Here is a 19,170-nt window from a genome sequence, read left to right as displayed (position 1 = left end):
AAGAGCATGACGGTCGGTGAGGACAAATAAGGGTAATTCAGAATGGAAAAATTGAAAATTCTGTTTTTATGCACCGGGAATTCCTGCCGCAGCCAGATGGCTGAAGGCTGGACGCGACATCTGAAGACGGATCTCATTGAACCCTACTCGGCCGGAGTGGAACCACATGGCATCGACCCAAGGGCGGTCAAGGCGATGGCGGAAGTCGGCATAGACATATCGCAACATCGATCAAAGGATGTCTCTGAGGTCGAGCAGATCGATTTTGACTACGTTGTCACCGTATGTGACAGAGCCCACGAGTCGTGCCCGTTTTTCCCGGCTAAAACCAAAGTGATGCACGTAGGGTTTGATGATCCGCCAAGACTTGCCGCCGGAAGTTCAAGTGAAGAAGAAATTATGGCCCACTATCGGCGCGTGCGCGATGAAATCAGGACATTTGTCGAGAAGCTGCCCTCGGTCTTGAGTGATGAGTGAGCAGAAAGTTGACTAGGAGATACTCTCATGTTGCAAACGATGGTGCTGGCCACGGATCTTTCCAGGGACTGGGACCTGATTGTAGGCTGTGGCGCCGATCTTCGGGCACTGGGAGGTTCGCAAGCGATACTCACCCATGTCATCGTCACCAAAAGCCTGGTCGGGGCGGATGAATCTCTACGTTCGGCAGCCCGGCTCAAACTGGAAGAACAAAAATCGCAATTGGAAAGCCAGGGGTTTGAAGTGATCGTGGAGACCCCGGTGGGCCGGCCGGCTGCTTCCTTGAACGAAGTCGCGCAAGAACATCACGCTTCGCTCATGGTGCTGGGTTCTCACGGCAAATCCGCCTGGCGCGAGATGGTGCTGGGCTCCTTCTCCGCTGCCTTGCTGCACAATGCCCGATTCCCGGTGTTACTCATCAATGTTGATCGCCTCATGGGAGGAGGACGTGAAGGCAGCTGCCAGTTGCGCACTTCAGAGTTGCTGCGCCATGTACTTTTTCCGACCGATTTTTCCGAGGTAGCCGCCGGCGCTACCGCCTATCTGGAGTACCTGGTTCCCAAAGGACTTTCTGAGGTTACCGTTTTGCACGCGCTGGAAACCGTGTACATCTCTCCTTTGTCTGTCCTGAAACAGCCCGACGATGCTGGGCAAAGCGAGATTGGAACTGTGGTTAAGCATATAAAGGATGCAGGAGTGCCACGGGTTCATGGCAAAATCTCCAAAGGCCATCCCGTATCGAGAATAATGGAATGCCTTGTGACGGGAGACTATTCCCTCGTGGTCATGGGCGCTCAAGGAAAAAGCCCGCTTTCGGAAATACTGCTTGGAAGTGTGGCTTACAACATCGCTCGTCTCGCTCCCTGTCCGGTCCTTTTGATTCCCAGAAAGACAGAGCATAGGTTTCCCGAGCTATAGCACAGGAGACTACTTGCGATTGAGGTGAATGTGGACGGTACAGGTGGTAGTATTTCGACGGGATTAAAGAGCGTCCTACAGGCTGTGGCGATTATTCTTCTCGCAGGGCTTTTTGCTCTTTTGGTGAATGGGCTGCGCCCAGGGAGACTGCCCTGGGTTGGAGACTGGACACCCGAAGCTCAGCTGACTCTGGAGACCGGCGAGAACCTGATGATCTCTTTGCAGGAGGCCGAAGCTTTTTTTTATGCCGAGGCGGCTTTGTTCATTGACGCCCGCTCGCCCGAGCTGTATGCCGAGGGGCACATTGCGGGAGGTCATAATCTGCCGTGGGATCAGTTTGATGCGCGCGTAGATGAAGTGATGAAAGACGTCGGCAGGGAGGATCTTATCATCACCTACTGCGACGGGGAGAGCTGCAACTTGAGTAAAGAGCTGGCTCTTGCACTGATGGATCAGGGCTACACCAACGTTCGTGTGCTGGTCAACGGCTGGACGCTTTGGCAGGAAAATTCTCTGCCGGTTGCAACAGGTCCCGAGCCTTAGAATTTGCTTCTTTTTAAGTGGCGACAATGGTGAGGTAACAAATGAGAATAATATTGATAGTTGCTTTGTTTTCGATAGGTTTGTTCACTCTTTCTGCAACCGCTTTGCCAGCTCAAACCTCACTCGAGGATTATCTTGCCGGTTTCGACTACCAGGCCCGCAAGGACATGAAAATAGACAGCAAGGAGTTGGTAAAGCAATACAGGGAAGGTAAAGTTCAGCTCGTTGATATTCGATTCAAGGAAGAGTTCGAAGCCTGGCGCATGGGATTTGCCATAAACATCCCATTGAATGAGCTGCCCGGCAGACTTGCTGAGTTGGATCGCAGCAAGACCATTGTAGCGGCATGTCCGCACAAAGACCGCGCCATCATCGCTATGGTCTATCTGAAGACCAAAGGCTTTGAAGTGAAATACCTGCAAGACGGTCTGGTAGCATTAGCAGAGTATTTACGGGGAGATAAGGCGAAAGAGTTGGTTGACTAATTTGCCCGGGAAGCGTTTGGTATCCAATCATTCGGTTAAGGCCGAATTGCAACAACAGGTTTAAAGAGGAAGGAAAGTGGAACACAGAAACGAAATTTCGGGTTGCTGTTCGCACGAACATACGGCACACGATTATGATCAACAAGCAGGCCATGCTCATGTGGCTGGGCACTGCCACGTGGATGTGAGAGATACCAGCGGCTCCAGGCTGCTGATCACCCTCGGCCTCAATCTGCTGATTCCCATAGCCCAGGTGATCGGAGGATTGTATGCGCACAGTATGGCGCTCATTTCCGATGCGGCGCATAATTTCAGCGATTTCACCGCGGTTTTGATCGCCTATGTGGCCAACCGCATCGGCATGAAGGGGGCCACCACAAGTAATACTTTCGGCTACCGACGCGCCGAGATCCTCGCGGCGGTTATCAACGTCGCGCTGCTGTTAGGCGCAGGAGCCTTCATCATCTATATGGGCTTGCATCGTCTGCACCATCCCGAAGCCGTGCTGGGAAGCTGGGTGGCGCTCATCGCCGGCATTGGCGTAGCCGGCAACGGCCTCTCAGCCTGGCTTCTGCACCGCGATTCAAAGCATAATCTCAACGTGCGCGGAGCTTTTCTTCACATGCTGGGAGATCTTTTGACCTCGGTCGTGGTACTCTTAAACGGCCTGGTGCTTATGTTCAAGCCATGGTACTGGCTCGACCCGGTGCTGTCGATTTTGATCGCCCTTTTCATTTTCAAAAACTGCTGGTCCATATTGAAAGAAGCAACCCGCATTCTGATGAACGCCACCCCCGCCACCATCGACATCCATCGGGTGCGGGACTATCTGGAGCAAATGCCGGGCATCCTCGGGGTTCATTACCTGCATGCCTGGAATGTGAGCTCATCCAGCGTCGCCTTCTCGTGCCATGTGGTCGTGCCGGACCAGCATCTCAGCAGAGTGGACGACCTGTGTGACAAAGTACGGCGACAACTGCACGATCGCTTTGACATCGATCACCCGATTCTGCAGTTCGAGACCGCGGCATGCGGCAACGGCAGCGTCCTTTGCGAGCTGTCCTGCACAAACACTGACAATGCTTCATCTTCCGTCGAAGACAAGCGGACCTCGACGGGCACCCGCTGGTTCACGAAAAAGCCCCTCCAGTTCTGGGTTCGACTGTTGCTGGGAGCCATATTCGTTTTTGCCGCCATTGATAAAATATGGCACCCTGCAGCGTTTGCTCAAACCGTCTACAATTATCAGATTCTTCCAGACGCAGTCGTCAACCTGACCGCCATCATCTTGCCATGGCTGGAACTGGCGCTCGGCCTTCTGCTGGTATTTGGCTTATGGCTGCCCGGAGCCTTGCTGCTGACCAATCTGCTGCTGGTCGCCTTTTTCGGAGCATTACTGTTCAATCTAGCCCGCGGCCTCGATGTGCACTGCGGCTGCTTCACTACCAACACCGAGGGAGACCCCGCCACCACCTGGTACTTGTTTCGGGACAGCTTATTCCTCATCTTGGGCGGCTACCTGTTCTACAAGGAGCTTATTGCTGGTGCAAGTGAGCGGTGAGCAGTGAGGAGTGGTAGTGAGCAGAAAGAGTGTTACGTTGATGTTTCATTGCGACCGTTGTTGTGATGGGGGTTAGAATGTCATTGAAGTTCAATAGAGAAAGGCTCTTGCTGGTCCTGAGCCTGCTGGGTTTAGGGGTGGCAGCTGTCAGCGGGGCCGCCGAATACGTTCCATGGCTGGCGTCAATGTGTGGCAGCTTTTCGGGCGGCTGCAAAGAAACCGCCGAATTCACTCTGTTCACACTACCGTTATGGCTTTGGGGTGCAATCTACTACATTGCTCTGGCGGTTTTGCTGTATTGGGCGCATTTTTTGGTTTTCTGGTGGGTGGCGGTCGCATTCGGAGTTGAGTTGAGCCTGCTCTGGATCATGGTTTCGCTTCATGCCCTGTGTATCTTTTGTCTGGTCAATTGTTTGATAGTCATTTTGATTGTGCTCTTTTCGTTCAAGCGGGAGCGCTTATGGCAAACCATCGCAGTGAGCCTGCTCGCCTTCATTCTGGCAACCTATATCATCCCCAGAGAAAACCAATCGCTCGCCATGGAACCTGACCGGCAGAGCGAGAAAATTGTCGCCATGGTGAAGGGCCGGCCCATCACCGCGGCAGAGCTGGTGCAACCGCTGGCATCCGAACTGTATCAGTTGCAGATGCAGATCTTCGCCAAGAAGAAGGAGCGCCTCGATCGGATCATCACCGAAAGATTGCTGGAAGAAGAGGCCAAGCGGCGTGGGGTTACCATTCAACAGCTGGTGCGCGAGTCGGTTCCTCCACAACAAGTGAGTGTGACTGAGGAGGAAGTGGAACAGTACTATCAAGCCAATCAGGACAAATGGCTCGACTGGAAGGACTCTCAGGCCGAGCTTAAGGCCAGAATTCGGGCTTATCTACAGAGCGAAGAGTACAAACAGAAGGTAGTTGAGTTCAGCAGATCGTTGGCCGAACCGCAGGATGTCGTTGTCTACTTGCAAGAACCCGCTGCCCCCCTGGCTCACCTGAATGTGCAAGGGGCTTTCAGCCTTGGGCCGGCGAATGCTCCAGTGACGGTGATTGAGTTTTCCGATTATCTCTGTCCCGCCTGTCGCAAAGCCCATGAAGTGACCGGTAAGGTTAAGGAACTATACAAAGGTAGAATCCAATGGGTTTTCAAAGACTTGCCCCTGCGTATGCACAAATGGGCGGAAAAGGCGGCCGAGGCAGCCCGTTGCGCAGGTGAACAAGGAAAATTTTGGGAATATCAAGATGTTTTATTTGCCAGTCAAGAGGAGCTCAACCCGAACCGGTTGAAACAACACGCAGCTGAGTTGAGTCTACAGACCAGTCAATTTGATGAATGCCTGGACTCGGGAAAATATAAAAGCGCCGTCGAGACCGATGTCGAGACTGCGCGCAAGGCGGGGATCAACTCGACACCGACCTTCGTAATCAATGGAGTTCCCTCTTCCGGCGCACTTTCCCTGGAGAACTTCCAGGATTTGATTGATGCCGCTCTGAAGAAAGCGGGAGACCACAACCGAAAAGATAGGGACTGGAAACGGGAAGCAAAGGAATAGGTGTGATGCACAATTGGGAATTACCAATTGCTTGAAGGCATGAATAGTTGAAAGGAGATATGAGTGAAAAAGTGCATATTGTTGATGGCTGTTCTTACTTTTCTTTTTGGATCGACAGCAATGATCTTTGCAGCGGAAGAGTCGCCCCTGCCGCCGGAAGTGCCGGTCAAAGGCATGGTGACCATGCTGGATCTGGGCGCCACCAAGTGCATTCCGTGCAAAATGATGGCCCCCATCATCGAGGAACTGAAGGAAGAGTACAAAGGCAAGGCGGCCATTCTATTCATAGATGTCTGGGAGCACCGGGATGAAGTGCCCAAATATAATATCCAGGCAATCCCTACCCAGATTTTCTACGCCAAGAACGGAGAAGAAGCCTACCGCCACGTAGGCTTTATGGATAAAGAGAGCATCGTCGCCCAATTGCAGAAACTGGGTGTTGAGTGAGCAGTGAACGGTGAGCAGTGAACGGTGAACGGTGAAAGAGTATCGGTAGTTGGGTGGAGTATGGTGAATGGCGACTCATAAGGAACTGGAAGTTTGGAAACAGGCGATTGCGCTGGCGAAAATCGTTTACGAGCTGACTGGTGAATTTCCTTCGTCTGAATTGTATGGGCTGACCTCCCAAATGAGGCGCTCGGCCGTTTCGATTGCGAGCAACATAGCCGAAGGTGCAGCCAGGGCCACAGATAAGGAATTCATCCATTTTTTACACATAACTTTAGGCTCTATAGCTGAACTTGATACTCAGTACATTCTGGCAAGAGAGCTCCAATTCATCAGCGGCTCTCAGGCCTTGGAGATGGGCATAGAGAAGGTCCGAAAACTGACAGTGGGCCTCATAAAGTACCTGAGAAACAAATAATCTCTTAACTGCTCACTGCTCACTCATCACCGCTCACTGTCTACTGTTCACTCAATAAAGGATTTATACATGTTCGATCAATTTTTGCTGACCATCAATTCGTGGATGATGACCGGCACTGCGCTGGCTGCCGTGGGCTGCTTTCTCTGGGGCATGGTGAGCGTGGTCTTCAGCCCGTGCCATATGGCATCCATCCCACTGATTGTGAGCTATGTGGCCGGGCAGGAAAAAGCCCTTAACGCAAGGTCTGCAGCGCAGTACTCGGTGGCCTTCACGGTTGGCCTGTTCATCACCATTGCCCTGGTCGGCATCGTCTGCGCCTTGCTTGGCCGAATGCTGGGCGATGTGGGGTCATACTGGACCATTCTGGTGGGGATCATACTCATTTGGGTGGCGTTCGATATGATGGGCCTTGCCAAATGCTCGATGGGCGGCAGTCTGCTCGGTCGCATTAAAATCAAGGGATTGCTCGGCGCCTTTGCTCTGGGTCTGGCTTATGGGATCCTTTCGGGCTCTTGCACCTTCGGCTTTATTGCCCCGATCCTTGCCATTATCACTATTCAACAGAAAGTGATTACGGGGGTTTTCTTCATCGTGCTCTTCGGCATCGGCCATTCCATTCCCATTGCCGTTGCCGGCAGCTCGACCGCAACGGTTAGAAAACTACTTGAGAGCAGCTCTTTTCACGAAGGAGGCCTGTGGTTTCGCAAATGCGCCGGAATCGCCATCGGCATTCTTGGTGTTTACTTCATTGTCCGGCCCTTCATGGGCGCATAAGAAACTTAAAGAGCATGATGGTCGTGCTCGTTAATCATCCTGCAAGAAGACTGCTCACTGTTCACTGATCACCGCTCACTGAACACTGAACACTGGAGATAAAATGGTTCTCAACATTTCCGATGAAGAATTTGTACGTATGAAGATGGTTGCCTTGGACCTCGACAAAGAAGGGGCGTTGCGCATCCTCAAGGACTTGGTGAAACGGCTGGAGCAGCAGAAAAACCAGGGACTCAAATCCCATCTGGATTGATATTTCGGGCTACAATCGAACTGATGCCGTTTTTTGATTGCGGCGACGAACATTGTTTCGTCAGCTTGCTTAGATCAGATTTTGCATGATGGATACCGAATGGCGCATAAAGTCGCTTGATGCAGCATCCGGCCTCGCCAAACGGACGTTCGTCAAAACGATGATAAAGGCGCCGATTGCTTCAGGTAAAAATGATGTCCATAAAGCGAGTTTTGTTTCTCTTCTTTTGCTGTCTCTTGTTGCTGGTTCAATCCGTCCAAGTCCAGGGCGGGCAAATGGGCAAAAACGAGCAGTCAAGTGAATCATGGGCAAGAGGCCGCGAACCGGAGACGACCTCTTCGCCTGTCATAGCTCTGAGTCTTAAGGAATGTGTTCGCCTGGCCGTCGAGCAGAATCCAGTTTTGCAGGCTGCACAGACCGAGCAAGCCATCCAGCGGTTGGAAAAACCCCTGGCCATTTCCACGTTTCTTCCCACCCTGGACGTCGAGGGAAGCTACACGCGTTTCGGCGAAAAGCAGCGCATTGCCCCGGCTCACTCCAACAACGAACTGGGAGTCTTTGATGATGACTTGGTGGAGGCCGGGCTGGTGCTGCTTCTGCCGATTTTTCAGGGCGGCCGGCGCATTGCCGAGTACCGTATTGCCGAGCTGTCCGGCAAGCTGGCAACAGCGCAACTGGTCACCACCCAGCAGGATTTGATACTCAACGTGGCCTCGGTGTTTTTCAAAATTCTGCAAACCGAACAAGTGATTCGTGCAGCGCAGGCATCGCTTAAAGCCCTGCAAGCGCAGGCGGCAACCATCCACATGATGCTCGATGTTGGTCGGGCGGCTCCGGTGGACGCCATGAAAGTGGATGTGCGGGTAGCGAGTATCGAACAGGAGCTGTCAAAGCTGCAAGCCGATCGACATGTGTTGCTGGTCCAATTGGGCCGGCTTTTGGGGGCCGACGCTCAGCAGGCCGATCTTTGGCAGCTCACCGGCGAGCTCGAGGTGGTACCCAAAAGATTGCCGGATATGGGGGCGGCGCGTGAATTTGCCGGCGCCCATCGCTCCGAGCTCAAAGCAGCGCACACGCAACTGGAACAAGCCAAAAAAGCACTAGACGTTGCCCGTTCCGAACACTGGCCGCGGATCGACGGATTCGCCCGCTACGGGGTGCGCAGCGGCGTGCCGTTTTCCCAGTCTGGTGGCGCGGACCTGCTGGACAATGAGGATACCTGGTCGGTCGGGGTGGCCATGGACATCCCGCTGTTTCGCGGCGGCGCCATTCAGACCCGCGTCTCACAGGCCGCCTTAAGAATACGCCAGGCCGAGCAGACTATGCGGGACGTCAAGCTGCGCATCGATGAAGATTTGGATCGGTCGCTGACAGAGCTTGCCGACAGCATGAATCGCCTGCAGGTAACGGAAAAGAATGTCACCGCGGCCGCAGAGACATTGCGTATCGAACAGCTACGTTATGCCGAAGGGCGCAACACCATCAACGATGTATTAGACGCGCAGTCGGCCATGCTGCGCGCCGACGTGGAGTATTCTCAAGCCGTAGTGGACTATCTGCTGGCTCGGATCGGCTGGGAGAGATCGAAAGGGGAGGATCTGCAGGCCTTCATTGATCGATGGGAGACCGGAAGCTAGAACCTGGAGGCAGGATGCTTACAGGATTGGAGATCCATTGTTTAGTTCAGTAAAATCCTTGAATTCGAGATTCGCTGGCAGGCGGATTGTGTTCGCTCTAGTCCTGCTCGCAGCAATTGGGTTGCTGGCTGTCGCCGTGAAGAAGGGACGCGATCGTCTGGCATCCGCTCCCGGATGGCAGCCCAGCCCGGCACCGGTGAACGTACAGCCTGTTGAACGCTCGGTTATGCGTGAAACGGTAAGCTACCTGGCCCGCCTCGAGCCGTTGGCGACTGCGGAAATTTCTCCTCGCATCAGCGCTCGCATTGAAGATATGAAGGTTGATGACGGAGATCGGGTAAAAGCCGGCCAGCTTCTTGCGGCTCTGGACGACCGCGACATCCGGGCGCAAGTATTGGCCATAGAATCAAAAATCGCAGCGCAGGAAGCCCGCCTCAAGGCCAATCAGGCATCGCTCGAAGCCGCTCGCCAGGATGTTGCCTTCCGCAGGCGGGAATTCGAGCGCGATCAGCGCCTGTTTCGTGAAAAAGGCATCAGTGCTTCCCAAGTCGAAAGCAGCCGCAATCAGCTGGACGCCGCCCTTGGCCGTCTGCAGAGCCTGGAGCAGGAAAGCGTTGGCATAGTCAACGAAGGCAAGGCCCTAGAGGCTCAGCTCGAAGAAGCCCGTGCCCGGCTAACTTTCACCGAGATCCGCAGTCCCTCAGCCGGGATCATCCGGCGGCAATACCTGGAAGTGGGAGATATGGCCCGGCCCGGCGAAGCCATTTTCAGCCTGATGGATATATCCTGCCATCGCCTCGCCTTTGACCTGGTGCAGGAAGACCTGGTGCGCATCCAACAGGGCCAAAAGGTGCTTGTCTACTGGCAGCAGGATACCCACACCGCTAGATTTGATCCCGTTGCTTCCTCTCCTTCCGAAGACCTCCAGGCCTCCTATCAGGCTACGATTTCGCGCATTTTTCCTTCTCTTGAAGCCGGCAAAACGGTGCGCGCCGAAGTCGACCTGTTTTGCGTGCTTCCAGGGCATCTGAAAATCGGCAGCTTTGTCCCCATCGATGTGGTGACCGAGGAAGGTGAGGGTCTGACCGTGCCGCGCGGCGCTCTGCTTCCAACCGAGCAAGGCGGTTCGGCGGTGTACGTGGTGCGCTCGGGTTCGCTGCAACTGGTCCCGGTACGCATTCTGCTTGCCGATGAGACCCGCGCATTAGTCGAAGGGGACCTCCACGTAGGTGAACAGGTGGCAGTTGGAGAATATCTGCAATGGGTGAGGCGCTCCCAGGGCCAACGGGTCGAGGTGCAGCCATGATGCTGCACAGCTTTGCAGCAAGTGGGAACGACGAAGGCAGGCGCTGTGAATCCCAATTCCATCGTCACATATTCTTCTTCCTTCTTGCCTCCAGCCTCTCGCATCTTGCTTCGAGCATCTTACCTCCAGCTTTCAGCCTCGAGTATCAACCATGAAGCCCCACCGTTTCGCTCTGGATAATCCATGGCTGGTGCTGGTCGGCGCCCTGCTGGTGACGGTCTTGGGGCTGCGGGCATTTTTCCTGATGCCGGTGGAATACTTCCCCGACACCAATCCGCCGCAGGTGGCGGTGGTCACTGTTGAACCGGGCGCCCCGGCGGTGGACGTCGCCCGCCGCATCACCGAAGTGATCGAAAAAGAGATCGCCACCCTTTCCGGGCTGAAAAAGCTCACCTCCACCTCCCGCGATGAGGTTTCCTCAGTCAACGCGGAATTTGTCTATGAAAAGCCCATCGGCGAAGCTGTGGTGGATGTACAAAACGCCATTTCCAAAATCCGCGCAGACCTTCCGGCAGACATTCTGGAGCCGCGCATCTATCGCATTACCGATGCCACCCGCCCGGTCCTGACCCTGGCGCTTGCCCCTAAAAAAGACTCTGCCCTCACCCTCGCCCAGGTTCGCCTGCTGGCCGACAACGATATAACCGATTATCTCCTGAACCTTCCCGGTGTGGCGGATGTGGATACCTTCGGCGGCAATCAGCCGCAGATCAACATCTGGCTGGATCGGGATCGCTTGAGGGCCTTCCAGTTGACCCCCATGGAAATCGCCGCGGCGATCAAGGCGCAGAATATCACAACCCCGGCTGGACTAATGGAAGGAGTGCAAGGGGAAGCCCTGGTGAAGACCGTCGGAGAATTCAAAGACCTTCGGGACGTTGAAAACCTGATAGTCAAACGCAGTGCCGATGCCTACCTGCGGCTGGAAGACGTAGCCCGGGTGGAGCTCGGCATAGAGGAGCTCAGGAGCCTCTATCACGGCAACGGCCGGCCGGCCATCGGCGTCAACGTACTGCGCCCCGAGGGCGGCAACACCATCCAAGCCATCCATTCGGTCAAACAGGCACTGCCCCTCATGGCCGCCATGTGGAGCGATATCGACTTCACCATCACCAACGATCAGGAGCCGCTGATTGAGAGAAACACCGCCGGCATGCGCGCCTCCCTTTACAGCGCCATTGTGCTCACGGTGCTCATCATCTTTTTGTTCCTCACCGACCTGCGCTCTTCGATGCTGGCCTTGGTCAGTATTCCCCTCTCTTTCCTGTTCTGCCTGGCGGCCCTCGGCTTTACGGGCTACACCCTCAATGTGGTCACCCTGTCGGGTCTCATCATCGCTACCGGAATGGTGGTGGATGCCACTGTGGTGGTGGTGGAAAATATCAACCGCCATTGGGCCATTGCGCAGAAAAACCCGCGGGAAACAGTGGAAAAGGCGGTGGGCGAGATTCTCACCTCCATCACCGCCGGGATGCTCACCACCGTCGCCATGCTCATTCCCATCATGTTTGCCGGCGGCTACGTGGAAAAGGTCATGCGCCAGTTCACCCTGACGGTGACTCTTGCCCTGCTCGGCTCCCTGCTGGCCGCCGTGCTGGTGATTCCGCCCATCGCCGTCCGGTTGCTTGAAGCGACTGCCCAGAGGCGTCCAACCGGTGAATGTCCACCCCTTAGGGGAGCTCGCAAGTTTGTTGCGGTCGTTCACATCTGGCTGTTGCGCCGGGGAGTGCGAGCATCGCAGCTGGTCAAAGACCTCCTTGCCCGGCTGGCGGAAGGCTATGTGGCGCTGTTGCGCAAAGGCATGCGTCACCGTTTGCTGACGGTGGGCGCGGCGTTCGGTCTGCTGATAGCGACGGTGGGCGCCGTCATGCCGGTCATTGGCCGAGAACTGATGCCGCCCATGGATACCGGGATCGTCAATATCGTTTTCGAGCTGCCGCCGGACGCGCTCATCCAGGACCTTGACCGGGCGCTGACGGAAATCGAGAAGGTGGTGCTGGAGGAGCCCAATGTATTGATGATTTCCTCCGTGGTCGGCTCGGAGCCCGGCCAGGTCTCCTTCGGGGCCGGCGGCCAGACCGCCCAAAAGGGCTTGCTCACCATCAATCTCACCACCCGGGACCGGCGCGAGCGATCCATCTGGCAAATTGCCGATCACTGGCGCGAGCGCATTGAAGAAATGCCGGAGCTGCGCTCGCTGCAAATATATGAGTATGGGGCAACTCCCATGTCCACTTCGCGCGCGCCCATCGATATCATTTTGACCGGCAGGGATTCGGTGGTGCTGGATCGACTGGCCCTGGAACTGCAAGATGCGCTTACGGGGACTCGCGGGCTGCTGGATTTCACTCCCAGTTGGTGGCTTGACAAGGAAGAGGTGCAGGTCCGGGTTTCACCCCGCACGGCGAGACTCTATGAAACCGACCCACAAACTTTGGCCGACCAGCTGCGCTTGGCCGTCGGCGGCTTGCCGGTTTCCGGCTTTCGTTTGAGCGGCTTTCTGGACATCCCTATTCAGCTCGCCTACGGCGATGAATGGGTAGCGACTCCGGAAAGGCTTTCCGAGCTGGATATTTACACGCCTAAGGGCGCTGTGCCGTTGCGGACTCTGGCAACCGTTGAACGAGCGCAAAGCCAGACGGTCATCAGCCGGGAGAACCTTGAAAACACCATCGACCTCACCGGATACAATCGCACGGTGCGGATCTCACAGGTTTTGGCGGAGATTGGTGAGCGCACCCAGCAGGTTGCCTTCCCCGGCGGCTACGGCATGCGCATGAGCGGCACCGCCGCGGAAATGAAAGAGAGTATGAGCCGCATGATGGGGGCGATGGCCTTGGGCTCAATGCTGCTGATCGTGCTTCTGGTCGGCACCTTTCGCTCGTTTCTCCTGCCTGTCCCGGTGCTCGTAGCCATCCCTTTGGCCCTCATCGGATCGCTCTGGGGACTACTGCTGCTGGGCAAGCCCATGTGTATGCCGGCCATGATGGGAATCGTGCTGCTGGCGGGGATCGTCATCAACAATTCCATCTTCTTGATCGATTTCATCAAACAGGCGCGGGAAGGCGGCATGGAGCGGCAGGAAGCGCTGGAACAGGCGGTGCGCTTGCGCATGCGGCCAGTGCTCATGACCACCATTTCAACCGTGGTGGGCATGCTGCCGATCATCCTGGAAACCGCCGTCGGACTGGAACGGATGTCTCCGCTGGGGGCCGCAGCCGGCTTCGGTCTTTTGGCAGGCACCGTGATGACGCTGGTGGTCACCCCGGTGCTCTATTCCCTTTTGGATGACTCCAAAGAAGGGTGGAACAGACTGAGGCACAGGAGTTGAACCATGAATCTGAAGAAAGTGAACATCGAACTGGATATTGCCGATGTACAGGAGATCCTGGCCATCGATCTGGACGACGATGCCGGGCGCGCCCTCAATTTTATCAAGGAGCGCCTGGCGAAGCAGGTCAAAAAATGCCTGCAGCCCCACTGAGTGCCGGTCTTCGAGGCCAGTTACGGGCCTCGCCAGCAGGACCGCTTTAGCCGTTGAGACAGCGGTGTTTCACCTGCATTCATTGACAGAGTGACTGATATTCCGGAAGAAACCAATCAACCGGGTCGCTGCATTGTTTCGCTATATGTACATTTAGAATGTACACTTTGCTCAGGGGGAAGAGACATGACCGATTTTTCCTTGAGTTCTTAGAATTCATCGAAAGAGCCAGGCCTGCGAATTTTGACCCACAATGATTGTTATAAGTGCGAGATGAAATATGCTCAGCAAAGATCCTGAAAAAATGGCGCGCAAATTTCTTGACGATTGCGCCGATTGCGACATCTGCCGATATCTCATGGAGGACACCTCCTGTCTGGTGTTTCCAGAATTATATCGACTGTATGATAAAGAAGTGGACCGAAGGGGCAAAGTCACTGACGAAGAACTGAAGCATTTGATAGAGCTGTGCAATTTCTGTGGTCTATGCCCCTGTCCCAACATTCGCTCGGACATCATGAAGGCCAAGCATGCCTTTGTCAGCCGTGACGGGCTGAAGCCCTCCATTCGTTTTCTGGAAGATGTTGAACGGGTCGCGCGAGTTTGCGGCGCCTATCCCCGACTTACCAACAGACTCTTGCAGAGCAAAGGCAGCGGTGAGTTAGTGAAGAAGCTGGCCGGCATACACCCGCAAAGAAAGGTGCCGGAGTTTCCGCTGGAAAGCTTCCCGGTCTGGGCCAAACAGCAGGGGCTTGATGTCATGCGGGCAAAAGGCGAGAAAAGAGTAGCATTCTTTGCGGGCTGTACCGGCCAATACCTGTTTCCTCAAGTGCCCAAAGCCGCCGTCGAGGTGCTGCGCCAAAACGGCATCGAGGTCTATTACTCGGAGCAGAAATGCTGCGGCATGCCGAGCCTGCTCGAAGGGGACGGCGATCTCACCTTTGAATTTGTGAAGTTCAACGTTGGACATTTGATTGCAGCGGTGGAGGCCGGCTACGACATTGTCTGCTCCTGCCCGACCTGCGGCTATATGCTGAAGCAGGTGATGGCCGAGGGTGCCGCCAATGCTCCGGATACGGGTCGGCACGCCGATCGTCTCGGAACAGTTTCTCAGGGCCCGCAGGCTACCGTGCACAAGGGCGCCGGCGAACCTTCCACCGCCAAAAAGCCCATCGAAGGGCTGCTCAAGGATGAGGGCTATTTTGCCGCCATCAGCGCTCGCCATCGGATCGCCATTGCAGCCCATACCTACGACCTGGGAGAATACCTGCTCAATCTGCACCGTACCGGAGCTCTCGACACCCGCTTTGGGCCGATCAATGGACGCATGGCCTATTATCCGCCATGCCATATGCGCGAGCAAAAAATCGGGCAGCCCTATGTCGAGCTCCTCCGCCTGATCCCGGAGATCGATTTGGCAACCATCGAGGGGTCGTTTTATTGCTGCGGCATCGCCGGCATTATGGGGTTCAAGCGCGATTTTCACGCAGTCTCAATTGAGATGGGCAGCCGGCTGATGGATAAGATTAGAGAAATGGATCCGGAAAGACTGGTGAGCGACTGTTTGAGCTGCCGCATACAATTCAACCAGATGGTTCCGTATCGAGTGGTTCATCCCATTGAGATTATTTGGGAATCAGTGAGCAGTGAGCGGTGAGCAGTGAGCAGAAGAGAGAAAGAAAGCCGGCTTTCGTGCTTTGCTGCACCCGTCGCGGTCATGGTGGTCAGCTGGAAAAATACCGTTAATTAAGGCCGTTCTTGAGTGAGGTATCGATGGGCGGATGCTGGAACTCATGCTTCGAAACCCTTGGGTACCTCAGAACAGGCCGCAGCATGAACGGAATACATGAATCCCGATAGACTGGAACTAACTCAACCACCGCTAATCCACAATCAACCGATAGAAAAGAGGTTGCTGATGGCCGCTGCAAACACAGAGCAAATCACCATTGGATTAAGCCAGGCTCAGTTGCGGAGGCGTAATAAGAACGTCTCCATCTTGATAGAGATGAACAACCTGTTTGCAACCTGTCAGACAGTTAAAGAGGTCTTTGATGGAGCACTAGCCAAAGTTTTTAAGCATTTCCAGTTCAAAGCCGGGCGGGTGTATTTGCTGGATAAGGATAGGCAATTGTTTACCTTGGTGAGCTCCAGGGGAATTGATCCGACCGGGTTGGAGGTCGTCAAAATTTCTGAAGGCTTCACGGGCCGGGCGGCTGGCACGCGTTCCTTTATTGCCCAAAAAGTTACTGATCTAGGGAATGAAGATCGAAAAAAGCTGTTGCTGAGTAAGGGAATCAAAACCATCGTTTGCGTTCCCCTGCTGCTTGGCAACGAGGTGATTGGAGTCATCAATTTGGGAACGGACCGAAAAATCCGCCTCACCAGAGAAAAGATCGATGTGTTGGTCGCTATCGGCAGTGCGGTCGCCGTCGCTGTGAACCGTGCCGAACTGTGCGAAAATATGGAAAAGAGCCTGGAGGAGATAAAACACAAAAAAGAGACCATCGAATTTTTCACTTACACTGCATCCCACGATCTGAAGAGTCCAACCATCGCGCTGTACGGCCTCACAAATTTGTTGAAGAAACAGTATATTGACGTATTGGATGAACGAGGGAGGCGTTATTGCGACCAAATCCTCAAAGCCGCCGAGCAGGTGGTGGCGCTGATCGACGGCATCAACGGCTATGTGCAGTCGAAGGAAAGTCCCTTGCATCTCGTCCGTATCAACATGAAGCAGCTGATCGGCTCCATCCGGGAAGAATTCGCAGCCAAACTGGATCAGCGTAGCATCTCATGGTCCGAGCCGGAAGCGCTGCCCGAAATTACCGCGGATGAACTGGGCATCAAGCGAATTCTTAGAAATCTGGTCGAAAATGCCGTCAAGTACGGGGGAGAGAAACTTAGCCGGATCGAGATCGGCTACGGAGAAGATGAAAGCTTTCATATCCTCTCGGTCATGGATGACGGGGTGGGATTGGCCGATGAGGATATGAAGAAGTTATTCAAACCGTTCCAGCGGGAGAAGACTTCCCAGGGAACGGAGGGCACCGGTTTGGGGCTGGCCATCGTGAAAGAGGTCGCCGCCAGACACGGCGGGAAAGTGTGGCTCAAGGAGCGTGCATCCGGAGGAGTTACCTTTTACGTGGCCGTAGCCAAGGACCTGGGGCAGTGAGCGGTGAACAGTGAACAGTGAGCAGTGAGCGGTGAGCGCTAAGCAGAAAAAGAGCCGTTTTCATGCTCGGTTGTACCCACCAGGGTTTTGCGGACAAAAGGTCCCGGCGTTTTCATCTGGTTTCCACGCTCAAGCGTGGAAACGCAGAAAGGATTTATGCAAGCCTCAAGTACAAAAAACATTCTCAAAATCGCCATTGTCAGCCTGCTGACGCTGGGCTGCCTGGCACTGACCTATTATTTCCATGTGGTCTTAAGGTCGAGCACTCTGTTTACCCACCTTTTCTACATCCCGGTAGTGCTCTCCGCCTTCTGGTGGAAACGAAAAGGGTTGCTGGTTCCTCTTTTGCTGGCGGGCTACATGCTCTTTAGCCGCTACTGCTGCTGGCCCCAAGAAGCTATGAGCAATGATGATCTCCTGCGGACTTTGGTGTTGGTGCTCACCGCTTCGATTGTTGCGCTGCTCTCAGGAAGGGTCGAAAAGGCCGAACGAAAACAGAAGGAAAGCGAAGCCCGCTATCGTCTGGTGTTCGAACACATGAGTGACGGCGTAGCGGTATGCCGACCTTTGGGGCAGGGTGAAGAAGACTTCATTCTAATTGACTGCAACCAGGCGGCTGAACAGATCGATGGGGTCAATCGCCAAAATCATAGAGGCAAGAACGTCCTGGAAGTTTTCCCCCGCATGCGCGGTTCGGATCTGTTGGAGGTTCTGCAGCGGGTATGGCGAACGGGGCAGGCAGAGACCTGGCTGGATGCTTTCGAGCAGGATGGGCGCGTGACCAGGTGGCACGAGTATTCCGTGTATCGACTGCCGTCAAGCGAAGTTGTTCTGGTCCACAACGACCGGACCGAACAGAAGCGGACGGAACAAAAAGCGCTGCAGCTGGCCTCTCTGGTCGAATCTTCCGATGCGGCCATCATTTCCATGAACCTGGAAGGCGAAATCCTGAGCTGGAATTCAGGAGCTGCAAACGTTTACGGCTACAGTGAGGAAGAAATGGTGGGTGACTGCATCCTGACTCTTATCCCGGCCGAGCACTGGGGGACCATGCTACAAAGTCTGGACGAGGTGAGCAATGGAGAAACCAGGGATCACTATGAAACGGTGCACATGCGGAAAGACGGCCGCCGCATCGATGTCTCGTTGATTGTCTCTCCGCTCAAGGACCTGAAGGGAAATGTCGTCGGCGCCTCCATGATCGCGCGCAACATCATGCGCCGTAAAGAAGCGGAAAGCGCTCTGCGCGGTTCTTATGAGGAGCTTGAAAGAAAGGTTGAGGATCGCACCGCCGAGCTTTCGGCCAAAAATGAGCAACTGCAACAGGAGATCGCCGAGCGGGAGAAGGCCGAACAAGCCTTGCAAGAGAGCACGGAAAAAATCAAGTTGTTTGCCTACCTCATCTGTCATGATCTCAAAAGTCCTGCAATCGGAATTTATGGCCTCGCTCGTCTGCTGCGCAAACAATACGGCGATCTCATCGATGAAAAGGGCAGGACTTACTGCGAGCAGATCCTGCGGGCCTCCGAACAGCTGGGAGCCCTGGTGGAAAAGATCAACGGCTACATTGCCGCCAAGGAGGCCGTGCTGGATATCTCTCCTCTCGAAGTCGAAGAAATATTTGCGGCTGTCCGCGATGAGTTTTCACAACGGGTCGAACAGCGCGGCATCCTCTGGATTGAATCGGCCGCTTCCGAGCAAATCCGAGCCGATCGCCTGTCGCTCATACGGATCTTTCGCAACCTGGTGGACAATGCCCTCAAGTATGGGGGTGAAACCCTGAGCATGATCCGGTTGGGCTACGATGAATCGGATGAGGCCCATATTTTCTCGGTACGAGACAACGGGGCTGGGATCAAGTGCGATGATTTCGAAAAGATCTTCGGACTCTTCCAACGCAACTCGAGGGACAAAAGAGTCGAAGGCCTGGGCCTTGGGCTCGCCGGCGTCAAAGAAGCTGCCGAACGGCACGGCGGCCGCGTGTGGGTCGAATCGACCTCGGATGAAGGCACGATGTTCTTTGTGTCAATCTCCAAAACACTCGACTGAGTCTCCGGCAAGCAGTTGGGCGAGAAACCAACAGAAAGGCAACAGATGGAAGAGGCAGAAGCAACAAGTAAGAAAAAAACGAGATGT

Annotated in this window: 18 protein-coding genes; all 18 read left to right on the top strand. The window is 54.8% G+C overall.

What is annotated here, in order from left to right; translation table 11 throughout:
- Positions 1 to 42 precede the first annotated feature (42 nt).
- The 18 genes from K1V27_RS18895 (at position 43) to K1V27_RS18810 (ending at position 19,083) form a co-directional block, all read left to right on the top strand.
- On the top strand, positions 43 to 477 hold the full coding sequence (locus K1V27_RS18895; protein WP_258931611.1) for an arsenate reductase ArsC: 435 nt from the start codon (positions 43 to 45) through the stop codon (positions 475 to 477).
- A 27-nt stretch (positions 478 to 504) separates the two neighbouring features.
- Positions 505 to 1,395: a universal stress protein gene (locus K1V27_RS18890; RefSeq protein ID WP_258931610.1), complete on the top strand. Its 891-nt coding sequence runs from the start codon at positions 505 to 507 to the stop codon at positions 1,393 to 1,395.
- Positions 1,396 to 1,479: 84 nt separating this feature from the next.
- Entirely contained in the window at positions 1,480 to 1,938 is a 459-nt protein-coding gene (locus K1V27_RS18885; protein ID WP_258931608.1) for a rhodanese-like domain-containing protein, read from the top strand.
- 41 nt (positions 1,939 to 1,979) lie between these two features.
- Positions 1,980 to 2,423 (top strand): rhodanese-like domain-containing protein, encoded by a 444-nt coding sequence (locus tag K1V27_RS18880; protein ID WP_258931607.1) that lies wholly within the window; start codon positions 1,980 to 1,982, stop codon positions 2,421 to 2,423.
- 76 nt (positions 2,424 to 2,499) lie between these two features.
- A complete protein-coding gene (locus K1V27_RS18875) occupies positions 2,500 to 3,984 on the top strand; it encodes a cation diffusion facilitator family transporter (RefSeq protein WP_258931606.1) in 1,485 nt (494 codons plus the stop codon).
- A 77-nt stretch (positions 3,985 to 4,061) separates the two neighbouring features.
- A complete protein-coding gene (locus tag K1V27_RS18870) occupies positions 4,062 to 5,534 on the top strand; it encodes a thioredoxin domain-containing protein (RefSeq protein WP_258931605.1) in 1,473 nt (490 codons plus the stop codon).
- 120 nt (positions 5,535 to 5,654) lie between these two features.
- Positions 5,655 to 5,981 carry a thioredoxin family protein gene (locus K1V27_RS18865; RefSeq protein WP_353740624.1) on the top strand — a complete coding sequence of 109 codons (327 nt, stop codon included), beginning with the start codon at positions 5,655 to 5,657 and terminating at the stop codon, positions 5,979 to 5,981.
- 67 nt (positions 5,982 to 6,048) lie between these two features.
- Positions 6,049 to 6,399, top strand: coding sequence for a four helix bundle protein (locus K1V27_RS18860; protein WP_258931603.1), 351 nt, complete (start codon positions 6,049 to 6,051; stop codon positions 6,397 to 6,399).
- 69 nt (positions 6,400 to 6,468) lie between these two features.
- Positions 6,469 to 7,176, top strand: coding sequence for a cytochrome c biogenesis CcdA family protein (locus K1V27_RS18855; RefSeq protein WP_258931602.1), 708 nt, complete (start codon positions 6,469 to 6,471; stop codon positions 7,174 to 7,176).
- A 103-nt stretch (positions 7,177 to 7,279) separates the two neighbouring features.
- Positions 7,280 to 7,429 (top strand): hypothetical protein, encoded by a 150-nt coding sequence (locus K1V27_RS18850; protein ID WP_258931601.1) that lies wholly within the window; start codon positions 7,280 to 7,282, stop codon positions 7,427 to 7,429.
- A gap of 85 nt (positions 7,430 to 7,514) precedes the next feature.
- Complete coding sequence (locus K1V27_RS18845; protein WP_258931600.1) at positions 7,515 to 7,730, top strand: hypothetical protein; 216 nt, start codon at positions 7,515 to 7,517, stop codon at positions 7,728 to 7,730.
- Positions 7,705 to 9,066 carry a TolC family protein gene (locus tag K1V27_RS18840; protein WP_258931599.1) on the top strand — a complete coding sequence of 454 codons (1,362 nt, stop codon included), beginning with the start codon at positions 7,705 to 7,707 and terminating at the stop codon, positions 9,064 to 9,066. The genes K1V27_RS18845 and K1V27_RS18840 overlap by 26 nt, the downstream gene beginning before the upstream one ends.
- Positions 9,067 to 9,154: 88 nt before the next feature.
- Positions 9,155 to 10,372, top strand: a complete 1,218-nt coding sequence (locus K1V27_RS18835; protein ID WP_258931598.1) for an efflux RND transporter periplasmic adaptor subunit — start codon at positions 9,155 to 9,157, stop codon at positions 10,370 to 10,372.
- A 151-nt stretch (positions 10,373 to 10,523) separates the two neighbouring features.
- Positions 10,524 to 13,703 (top strand): efflux RND transporter permease subunit, encoded by a 3,180-nt coding sequence (locus K1V27_RS18830; protein WP_258931597.1) that lies wholly within the window; start codon positions 10,524 to 10,526, stop codon positions 13,701 to 13,703.
- A 3-nt stretch (positions 13,704 to 13,706) separates the two neighbouring features.
- A complete protein-coding gene (locus tag K1V27_RS18825) occupies positions 13,707 to 13,856 on the top strand; it encodes a hypothetical protein (protein WP_258931596.1) in 150 nt (49 codons plus the stop codon).
- Between the two features lie 280 nt (positions 13,857 to 14,136).
- On the top strand, positions 14,137 to 15,513 hold the full coding sequence (locus tag K1V27_RS18820; protein ID WP_258931595.1) for a heterodisulfide reductase-related iron-sulfur binding cluster: 1,377 nt from the start codon (positions 14,137 to 14,139) through the stop codon (positions 15,511 to 15,513).
- 261 nt (positions 15,514 to 15,774) lie between these two features.
- Positions 15,775 to 17,034, top strand: a complete 1,260-nt coding sequence (locus tag K1V27_RS18815) for an ATP-binding protein (RefSeq protein ID WP_258931594.1) — start codon at positions 15,775 to 15,777, stop codon at positions 17,032 to 17,034.
- Between the two features lie 156 nt (positions 17,035 to 17,190).
- The gene (locus K1V27_RS18810; protein ID WP_258931593.1) at positions 17,191 to 19,083 is read left to right on the top strand and encodes a sensor histidine kinase; all 1,893 of its coding nucleotides are present in this window, start codon (positions 17,191 to 17,193) and stop codon (positions 19,081 to 19,083) included.
- Positions 19,084 to 19,170 lie beyond the last annotated feature (87 nt).

This window comes from Desulfoferrobacter suflitae, from assembly GCF_022603395.1.
In the GTDB taxonomy this organism is placed as follows: domain Bacteria; phylum Desulfobacterota; class Syntrophobacteria; order Syntrophobacterales; family Syntrophobacteraceae; genus Desulfoferrobacter; species Desulfoferrobacter suflitae.
This window is presented reverse-complemented; position numbering and strand designations above follow the sequence as displayed.

Bases quoted from the DNA above. Each gene is read 5' to 3' on its own strand.
- K1V27_RS18895 (WP_258931611.1), top strand. From the start codon at position 43: ATGGAAAAATTGAAAATTCTGTTTTTATGCACCGGGAATTCCTGCCGC.
- K1V27_RS18890 (WP_258931610.1), top strand. From the start codon at position 505: ATGTTGCAAACGATGGTGCTGGCCACGGATCTTTCCAGGGACTGGGAC.
- K1V27_RS18880 (WP_258931607.1), top strand. From the start codon at position 1,980: ATGAGAATAATATTGATAGTTGCTTTGTTTTCGATAGGTTTGTTCACT.
- K1V27_RS18870 (WP_258931605.1), top strand. From the start codon at position 4,062: ATGTCATTGAAGTTCAATAGAGAAAGGCTCTTGCTGGTCCTGAGCCTG.
- K1V27_RS18865 (WP_353740624.1), top strand. From the start codon at position 5,655: ATGATCTTTGCAGCGGAAGAGTCGCCCCTGCCGCCGGAAGTGCCGGTC.
- K1V27_RS18860 (WP_258931603.1), top strand. From the start codon at position 6,049: ATGGCGACTCATAAGGAACTGGAAGTTTGGAAACAGGCGATTGCGCTG.
- K1V27_RS18855 (WP_258931602.1), top strand. From the start codon at position 6,469: ATGTTCGATCAATTTTTGCTGACCATCAATTCGTGGATGATGACCGGC.
- K1V27_RS18850 (WP_258931601.1), top strand. From the start codon at position 7,280: ATGGTTCTCAACATTTCCGATGAAGAATTTGTACGTATGAAGATGGTT.
- K1V27_RS18845 (WP_258931600.1), top strand. From the start codon at position 7,515: ATGATGGATACCGAATGGCGCATAAAGTCGCTTGATGCAGCATCCGGC.
- K1V27_RS18840 (WP_258931599.1), top strand. From the start codon at position 7,705: ATGGGCAAAAACGAGCAGTCAAGTGAATCATGGGCAAGAGGCCGCGAA.
- K1V27_RS18830 (WP_258931597.1), top strand. From the start codon at position 10,524: ATGAAGCCCCACCGTTTCGCTCTGGATAATCCATGGCTGGTGCTGGTC.
- K1V27_RS18825 (WP_258931596.1), top strand. From the start codon at position 13,707: ATGAATCTGAAGAAAGTGAACATCGAACTGGATATTGCCGATGTACAG.
- K1V27_RS18820 (WP_258931595.1), top strand. From the start codon at position 14,137: ATGCTCAGCAAAGATCCTGAAAAAATGGCGCGCAAATTTCTTGACGAT.
- K1V27_RS18815 (WP_258931594.1), top strand. From the start codon at position 15,775: ATGGCCGCTGCAAACACAGAGCAAATCACCATTGGATTAAGCCAGGCT.
- K1V27_RS18810 (WP_258931593.1), top strand. From the start codon at position 17,191: ATGCAAGCCTCAAGTACAAAAAACATTCTCAAAATCGCCATTGTCAGC.